This window comes from Arthrobacter sp. AOP36-C1-22, assembly GCF_052377515.1.
GTDB lineage: Bacteria > Actinomycetota > Actinomycetes > Actinomycetales > Micrococcaceae > Arthrobacter_H.
In genome coordinates this window covers 1-7,928 of sequence record NZ_JBQSWW010000053.1, presented here as the reverse complement: position 1 = coordinate 7,928, position 7,928 = coordinate 1, and the positions used below count along the sequence as shown (strand labels likewise).

At 62.6% G+C, this 7,928-nt stretch carries 9 protein-coding genes and 1 pseudogene; all 10 read left to right on the top strand.

Annotated elements, in window-relative coordinates; all coding sequences use genetic code 11:
• Positions 1–65 precede the first annotated feature (65 nt).
• On the top strand, positions 66–719 hold the full coding sequence (locus ACT3S6_RS15795; RefSeq protein ID WP_444555761.1) for a hypothetical protein: 654 nt from the start codon (positions 66–68) through the stop codon (positions 717–719).
• A gap of 258 nt (positions 720–977) precedes the next feature.
• On the top strand, positions 978–2,174 hold the full coding sequence (locus ACT3S6_RS15790) for a PD-(D/E)XK nuclease family protein (protein WP_444555760.1): 1,197 nt from the start codon (positions 978–980) through the stop codon (positions 2,172–2,174).
• A gap of 743 nt (positions 2,175–2,917) precedes the next feature.
• Positions 2,918–3,259, top strand: coding sequence for a hypothetical protein (locus ACT3S6_RS15785; RefSeq protein WP_444555759.1), 342 nt, complete (start codon positions 2,918–2,920; stop codon positions 3,257–3,259).
• A gap of 89 nt (positions 3,260–3,348) precedes the next feature.
• A complete protein-coding gene (locus ACT3S6_RS15780) occupies positions 3,349–3,786 on the top strand; it encodes a methyltransferase family protein (RefSeq protein ID WP_444555758.1) in 438 nt (145 codons plus the stop codon).
• 177 nt (positions 3,787–3,963) lie between these two features.
• Positions 3,964–4,212: pseudogene (locus tag ACT3S6_RS15775) on the top strand (NAD(P)-binding domain-containing protein); the annotation flags it as partial.
• A 181-nt stretch (positions 4,213–4,393) separates the two neighbouring features.
• Positions 4,394–4,573, top strand: a complete 180-nt coding sequence (locus tag ACT3S6_RS15770) for a hypothetical protein (RefSeq protein WP_444555763.1) — start codon at positions 4,394–4,396, stop codon at positions 4,571–4,573.
• Positions 4,574–4,784: 211 nt separating this feature from the next.
• The gene (locus ACT3S6_RS15765; protein WP_444555757.1) at positions 4,785–5,477 is read left to right on the top strand and encodes an SDR family oxidoreductase; all 693 of its coding nucleotides are present in this window, start codon (positions 4,785–4,787) and stop codon (positions 5,475–5,477) included.
• 248 nt (positions 5,478–5,725) lie between these two features.
• Positions 5,726–6,943, top strand: coding sequence for a mechanosensitive ion channel (locus ACT3S6_RS15760; protein WP_444555756.1), 1,218 nt, complete (start codon positions 5,726–5,728; stop codon positions 6,941–6,943).
• 34 nt (positions 6,944–6,977) lie between these two features.
• Positions 6,978–7,748: an alpha/beta fold hydrolase gene (locus tag ACT3S6_RS15755; protein WP_444555755.1), complete on the top strand. Its 771-nt coding sequence runs from the start codon at positions 6,978–6,980 to the stop codon at positions 7,746–7,748.
• A partial coding sequence (locus tag ACT3S6_RS15750) for an alpha/beta fold hydrolase (protein ID WP_444555762.1) occupies positions 7,664–7,928 on the top strand: 265 nt, incomplete at its 3' end. The genes ACT3S6_RS15755 and ACT3S6_RS15750, both read left to right, overlap by 85 nt.

Here is a 7,928-nt window from a genome sequence, read left to right as displayed (position 1 = left end):
CTCTAAAAGGGTACATATGGCGAGCTACGACGGCTGCCCTAGAGCCTTGTTGTAGCGTAGTCGATGTGGAGAATTCAACGGCGTTCGTTCGGGCACTGGAAGAGCTACAGACCACCGGGGTAGTGACGATGCCGGGTAGACCCGCCGGATGGTCGAAAGCGAGACGATGGTTGTTCCTGGTACTCATCGGGCTCGTGAGTCTGGTCGGCTTGGGTGCGGCCATCGCTTTGGGCTTGGTTCTGTCCGGCGAGAGTCTCCGGGTCACGGGGGCGACCATTTCCGGCATCATCTCGGTCTACGCCATGCTCTTTGGCGGGCTGGCCCTACTGATTACGACGTATCGGCGTCAGCTCGAGTTCGCTGATCTTGAACGTGAAGAGGTCAGGCTTGAAACTCGTGGAATGACGCTGCGCGGTATCGGTCCGATTCCCTGGCAGGACTTCGAGCCAGCCAGAAGCATGATGGTGCGCGCCGAGCATAGCGGTAGTTACACCCTTCGCGCCGTGATGCCGTTGACGCAGTTGGGGCTCGTCAATGTGAATCAACGGATGCCTCGGCAATTGCGCGGGCGCATCTCACCAGCCGTGGGGCCGTTCTGGAGCCGCCGCCACCGCTGGTTATATGTCCCCGGGGTGGAAGGGATGCCAGAGGGCGCCGTGATGGAACTGATCAACACGGCTCACTGGATGTTTGGCCAGACAGTTCACACTCACCCATGAGCTGGCAGCGGGTCAACGCAGGGCCGGATCCCGCCCGTTCTTCGGCATGCGACCAGGTCTATTCAATAGAGGCGGGCCGGTTGCACGACGCTGCGATGAGCAGAGCTGCGACGTAACAACCCCCGATGACATTCGTAGGGAGGACCCGTCACGAGGCGTCCATGGGCCACGCCCATGGGACGGGTGCCGGGGATACTGCCAAGCTTTGGGCGGGATACGATCGCGAAGCCATGGACCGCACACACCGGAGGAGGCGCGATGACCAACGATCTCGTGACGGGCATGCTCCCGGTGCTCGGAAGATCCTTGGAGCCAGGGTTCAATGTCTTCGACGTGATGCACCACGGACTCCACGAGAAACAGATCTCCAACGTCTTCACGTGGCTTCTGGAGGTCGAAGGTTCCCACCGACTCGGCGACGCCTTCATGAAAATCCTCATCGACGAAGTTAATCGTCAGAAGACCGGCGCTGAACCGCTTCCGGACGCCGGCTACTGGGTCCGGCAGGAAGTGAACACTGCTGTGGCGGATGAGCCGGCAGACATCGCCGATATGGTTCTCGAGAGCGATGCCGCGGTGCTCGTCGTTGAGAATTACTTCACCTCCGACGGGCATGGCCATAGTTACGAGGGATATCTTAAATACAGCCGACGCGACGGACGGAGGGGCGCCGTCGTGCTCCTCTGCCGAGACCGGGATGAAACGCTTCAGACCCAAGGCTGGAAGAACGCCCCGGTTCTCACCTACAGCCTGTTGATCGAGCGGCTTCGCGGAGTGATCGATCGCGATCCCGGCTACCGCCAACGGAACCCGGAGGCCTATTCGTTCATTGACCAGATGAGTCAGAAATTTTCGAACGGGAGGGGACTCGTGGAAGAGCAGGATGTGGTCGGCTTCGTCGTCGCAATGTGCGCGACGGGAGAAGCGAGGAGGTATCAGGGCAAGTGGCAGGACGTGGAGGCGGAAAAGTTCGCGAACGATCTGGCAGTTCAAGCGCGTGAGCGTTTCGGTGAGGGCCGTGAACTCCTGAAGAGACTGAAGTTGCAGGCGCGCCTCTTCGCTGCCAACGTCCTGAAAGACCAACTGAACGCAACGTTCGGCCCCGAATACGTGCAAGAGGTAAGTGCACGTTATGCCGGGATATACGAATGGACGGTCAATTTTGAGGTGCCCGGAGGAGGAACTGACTTCGGAGAATGTCAGCTGCAGCTCAAGTTCGGCCCCTCTGCCTGGTTCGCGAACGAGCAGGACCCGAACTGGAGGCAGACGGTGGCTGGGGCGTCGGTCGACTACTCACATCTTTTCATCACCCGGGCGGAGACCCGTGAGGTTCGGCAGAGCGAAGTCACCATCGGTGAAGTTCTCGACGGGCTTGATCAGTCCGATAGGCGACTGCACGATGAGATCGTGAGGCTGTTGGATGGTGATGGAACTATCGTTTCGTCGGAGTCATAGAGGCGGAACTGCCTGCCCCGCCTTCTGCGCCACGGCTAGTTGACCGGTGTTGTGCCGGCCTGCGAAGTCTCGGGCCGAAGCCAGCTCCAGGCGAGTGACCTCTCCCCACGGAACCCCGGCGTTGTGCACACGGCCCTGATGCACGGCTTCATCAGGCAGGGACCGTCTCCTTGTCCTGCGCCATGGCGACGCCGTCGACATCCGTATCAGTCTCGAGCATGCTTCACGCGCCGGGCTCTACGATGGTGACGAGAGAGGGCCTTGCCTACTAACTCTGGGGGTACTTGCCCCAGGTCATTCGAAGGAAGTGTGCGTGTCAGAGTTCAGGGCTCCGGCTCCTCGGCCCGGAACGGGCGCTCCCAGCCCTGTTCTTCCGTCCCGTAGGCCGGTTGTTGTCTGGAATCCTGATGCCGATACTCCCTGATGGCTCTGGGCACGCTTCTGGTGTTCTGGGGCTGCTATTGGGCCGGCACCACGTGCAACGACTGGTTCCTCATGGGCGGAATCGTTGTCGCGGGAACGCACATCCCGGCACTCATCGTTCTACAACGATGACGCGATGGGCTGGAAGGACTCGGCATCCATCACTGGTTCCTTGCACTGTCGCTCATCATCTCGCTCGTCCTGGGAGGGGCCCTGCGTTCCAGCTGTTCCATGTGGCTGCCGAACAGGGAGTGCCCGCCGTACCGCAGCTCATGGCGAACCTCGTGGTTTTGTAGGAACCGTTCTTCGCCTTCGGCTGGTTGTTCCTTCGCTGGGAACGTGCTTTCGGCTGGCTGCCAGCGATTCTGCTGACCGGAATCGGGTTAGCGCTGCAGCATGTCGGCTCGGTTCCTTTCGCACAAGCCATCGGCTTCGGCCTGTTCGCGGTGCTTTTCGGTATCGTTTTCGCATTTGTGCGGAACCTCTTGATCCTGTGGCCGTTGTTCTATCCCGTCGCCAGTGGAATCGGGACGCTGCAGGCCGGCTATCTGATGGGGTGGCCCGAGGCGTTCTCTGGCGCGGTATTATTGGCGGTGCAAATCGTTGTCCACGTCGTGGTTTTCCGGATCAGCCGCCGGGGAAGGCAGCCCGCCGGGACCTGAGGCTGCCAAGGGGTGGTTTCGGACAGCAGGGATTGCTCTACTGGGAACACGGTTGCTAGCCGCAGTGAAACCCCGACAGGAGTGAAGAAATGAGCAAGGTCCCGGTTCCTCCCACCACGTTGGCTATCTGCCTTACAGGGCAATACCTGCTGATGCGCCAGCGTGCGGTGACACCGACCTCGGCCACCGTGGCCGCTGTTCTTTCACTGGCCTCGGGATCCCTCGTCGTGGGCAGCTTATGGGAGTTCCGACGCCAGCGCACCAGCTTCGATCCGGTCGACGTGGAGGCCGCCACGTCGCTGGTGGTCCGGGGACCGAACCGGCTGACCAGGAATCCGATGTACCTCGGCATGGCCGGCCTGCTGGCTGCCCACGCGATCCTGCGTCGGTCCGCCGTCGCCGTGCTGCCGATGGCAGCGTTCGTCCTGGTCATGGGCCGCGTGCAGATCCCCCTCGAAGAAAAGGCATTGAAAGCGAGGTTCGGAGCAGACTACGGGCGCTACCGTGGCTCGGTGCCCCGCTGGTGAACCGTTGTCCGGTCTGCCGCCCCGGAGCCGGCCGCGCGTCGATTACCCGGAGCAGCGCGCCTCGCGGCCCTGGTGGCAAGAACGTCCCCGAAGGGGGCTTGAGTGCGGAAACCGGGCCCTGACCGACGTACGCTGACCCATGGATGTTGGATCGGCCACGGGAAAGAAGCGGCAGTCATGAAGATTGGGATATTGGGGACGGGCAGTGTCGCGCAGGCCCTCGCGGGCGGATGCATCGACGTCGGACACGAAGTAACCCTGGGCTCGCGACAGCCGGAGTCACGCACGGGGCTCCCTTTCCCTGTCGCTACCCTGGAAGCGACGGCCCGAGATGCCGAGGTGATCGTGAACGCGACGCCGGGGGCCGCGTCCGTGGAACTACTCGGTCAGCTGGATTCGGCCGCTTTCAGCGGAAAACTACTCATCGACGTTGCCAACGCCGCCACCTCCGGATTCAATCACCTGTACCCGGGCTCCAGCCTCGGCGAAAAGCTGCAGGAGATGCTTCCCCAGGCACAAGTCGTCAAGACGATGAACACCTGCGCCGGCAAAATCTTCGTGAACCCCTCCCTGCTGGAGCCGAGCAGCATCTTCCTCTCCGGAGATAATGTCGGGGCCAAAGATCGGACGACGTCACTCCTTGGGGGAACTGGGCTGGACCTCGGAATCCATCGTGGACCTGGGCGGGATCGAGACCGCCAAGGGGCCGGAGCACTACTTCATCATGTGGGCGTATCTCACGGACGCGCTGGGCACCACGGCCCTCAACATGCAGGTCGTTCGCTGACGAACGAAGTGGCCCGTGTGGTCGACCGGAGTCTGCACTTCGGGACCGGCCCGCTGCCGGCCTGCACACGCTCCAGGACGGTAGCGCCAGGCCGATGAGGAATATACGGCTCCCCACGACGTTGTACCCAGCGGAAGCCGTCGTCTGAAACCCGATCATGGGCGGAGCGACGGACGCTCTCGGCGCCGAATCGGCGCAATCGGAGGTTTTCGTGTCAACAGCAGATAAAGGTCGCGTCATTGTCCTGGGCGGTCATGGAAAGATCGCCCTTCTGGCGGCGCCCAAGCTCAAGGACGCGGGGTACGCCGTCGAATCCGTGATCCGTTCCGCGGATCAAAGGGGCGACATCGAAGCCGCCGGGGCCAGCCCGGTTGTTCTCGACCTGGAGAATGCTGACGCCGAGGCGTTGACGCAGGCGTTCTCCGGTGCGCAGGCCGTGGTCTTCTCCGCCGGAGCCGGCGGCGGTAGCCCCGAACGCACACGCTCGGTCGACTTCGAAGCGGCGGCCCGTACCATGGATGCCGCCGAAGCAGCCGGCGTCAAGCGATTCGTGATGGTCTCCTATGCCGGCGCAGGTGTTGATGCCGACCGGCTCGATCCGGAGGACTCGTTCCATCCCTACGCGCAGGCCAAGCATGATGCGGATGCCCATCTGCGGCAGACAGGTCTGGATTTCACGATCCTTGGCCCCGGACGGCTCACCTTGGAGCCGGCCAGCGGAAAGATTACGATCGCTGATTTCGAGGGCACGATCGCCGGCCAGGCGCCCGCGGGCGATGAAGCCGTGACCTCCCGCGAGAACGTAGCCGAGGTCCTGGCCCACGTGCTCTCGGACGGGGCTGCGATTGGCCGCACAGTCAACTTCTATGACGGTGACACCCCGATCGCCGAAGCGATCAACTAAGCAGATCGATGACCCTCCGGGGGCCGGCCGCCGTTCCGGGTCGGCCCCCGGCAGTGGTCGCCTCTTCCGGACCTTCGCTCTGCGGGGAGGATCATGGGGAGAGGGCTGCAGATAACGAATGGACTGTGAAATCGGTTCCGGTCGATGTTTAATCCGAGTCGTTTCTTGAGGTGTCCTGTAGTCTGCTGCGACCAACGGCAGATCGAAACTGCCTTGTTTGCAAGTCCGGACCAATAAGGAGGCTTCCCATGGAAGACATCGATTGGATAGGTATGGCGCAAAAGGTCGGCATGGCCATCATCATACTCATTGTGACGTGGATTATTGCCAAGGTCGTGAAATGGGCCATTGGCAAGGTTGTCGGCCGCGTATCGTTCTTGCAGAAGCAAGACGGCGATGGTGCATCGACCGGAGAATCGATTGGCAGTATCGGTTCGTTGATCGTCTGGCTGTTCGGCCTGGTGGCCATCCTCCAGGTGTTCGCCCTGGACGCAGTCCTGACACCGATTCAGGAACTCCTGTCCACGCTGATGGGCTTCCTGCCCAACGTCATCGGGGCCGCTGTGGTCTTCTTCATCGGCTTCGTGATAGCGAAAATCGCCAAGCAGCTCATTGCCTCCGCCATCGGAATGCTCAACTTCAACAGCATTGCCGGAAAGATGAAGCAGGTTGATCCGACCTCGGGTGCCGGGGCAACACCGACCCCAGCCCAGCCGTCAGGTGCCGCCGAGGCACAGGCGGGAGCCGGGATGAACTCCCGGAAGATCGGCTCCATGGTCGGCAATCTGGTGTTTGCCGTCATCTTGATCGTGGTGGGCATCGCAGCTCTCCAGATCCTCGACATCTCGGTCATCTCCGATCCGGCCGAGCAGATGCTCACCATGATCCTCAACGCGATCCCGATGATCATCGCGGCCCTGGTGCTGCTGGGCATCGGCGTCCTCATCGCAAAGTTCGTCGGTGGCATCCTGGAGGCCACGTTGCGTGGTCTTGGAACCGACCGGGCAGCAACGAACCTCGGGATTCTGAGCGCCGACAAGAGCGCCTCGACCATTCTGACCCGCGTGGCACAAGTGGCCATCGTGGTGTTCTTCGGGATCATGGCTGCTCAAGCGCTTGGTTTCCCCGAGATCTCGGATCTGCTGAACACGGTGTTCGCACTCGGGGGCCGGGTGCTGTTTGGCGTCGTTATCGTCGCCGTCGGCTTCCTGATCGCCAAACTGGTGTCCAGTGCCATGGGGGCCGGCACGGGAAGCACCGTCGCCAAGTACGTCATCATCGGGCTTTTCGCAGCGATTGGACTGAAGTACATGGGCATTGCCGACTCGATCATCACGCTGGGCTTCGGCGCCGTGGTCGTGGGCGGTGCTCTGGCTGCGGCGCTGGCCTTCGGGCTGGGTGGACGCGATGCCGCGGCACGCGTCCTGGCAGAGAAGGACCCGAAAAAGCACGTGACACCCGAGTAGGAGCTCCACGAACGTCTCGTTGGATGACGTTCTCATGACCGGTCGGGCCCGGTGCTGTGCAGAGGTGCGCAGCACCGGGCCCGACCGCGTGGGCCTAGTGGTCGACCGGGGAGACACGGGGATCGGAATGAGGGAACAGATGGAACGCACGCCCGGACACTGCACGGCGGGGGACCCGGTGATCCCGCGACCGGCTACCGTACGTCGAGGCACTGGAACACCGATAATCATGATTCATGGCAATGGCGTCGATCACCGGTTGCTCCTACCGCTGGATCCTTGTCTGGCCGATGCCGGTGCCTGGGAGCGGATTTACCTGGATCTTCCCGGCTTCGGCGGAACCCCCGCGCTGGAGGAGCCCGGTGGATTACCCGAAATTGCCGACTGGCTGCAAGAAACCATTGGCGAACTGGTGGGGGACCGGAAATTCGCCGTGCTGGGGCACTCACTCGGAGGTGTTCTGGCCGCGCATCTGGCAATCACTTTCGGGGATCAGATGAGCGGAATGGCGTTGTTGGCGCCGGTGGTCCATCCCCGGCCACGAGATCGCACCGTGCCCGAGAAACGGGTCCTGCACCGAGACCAGAAGTTCCTCGGTTTGCTCGATCCGCAGGATGCCCGGGACTTCGAAGGCATGGCCATCCTCCACACAGCGGAGGCCTGGGCCGCATTCCGAGATGCCGCCCTGCCGGGATCCGCGCCGCGAACGCACGCGCCGTCATGCAGTTGTCCCGCCGATATCACCTGGCCCCCGAGGCGGGCCCCGGGTCCCGGGCCGCAGCGACGGTCTCGCCCCGGACGCTGATCCTTGCCGGACGGCACGACCACGTCGTGGGGTTCGCGGATCAGGAAGACTTGTTGCTGCGGTATCCGCAGGCAACCTACGTCGTGCTGGAGGACGCCGGACACAACATCCACCTGGACCAGCCGGAGCGGGTCGCAAGCTTCCTGCGGGCCTGGGCCAGGGCACTCCACGAGAGCGCAG

Bases quoted from the DNA above. Each gene is read 5' to 3' on its own strand.
- ACT3S6_RS15760 (WP_444555756.1), top strand. From the start codon at position 5,726: ATGGAAGACATCGATTGGATAGGTATGGCGCAAAAGGTCGGCATGGCC.
- ACT3S6_RS15770 (WP_444555763.1), top strand. From the start codon at position 4,394: ATGTCGGGGCCAAAGATCGGACGACGTCACTCCTTGGGGGAACTGGGC.
- ACT3S6_RS15780 (WP_444555758.1), top strand. From the start codon at position 3,349: ATGAGCAAGGTCCCGGTTCCTCCCACCACGTTGGCTATCTGCCTTACA.
- ACT3S6_RS15790 (WP_444555760.1), top strand. From the start codon at position 978: ATGACCAACGATCTCGTGACGGGCATGCTCCCGGTGCTCGGAAGATCC.
- ACT3S6_RS15755 (WP_444555755.1), top strand. From the start codon at position 6,978: ATGACCGGTCGGGCCCGGTGCTGTGCAGAGGTGCGCAGCACCGGGCCC.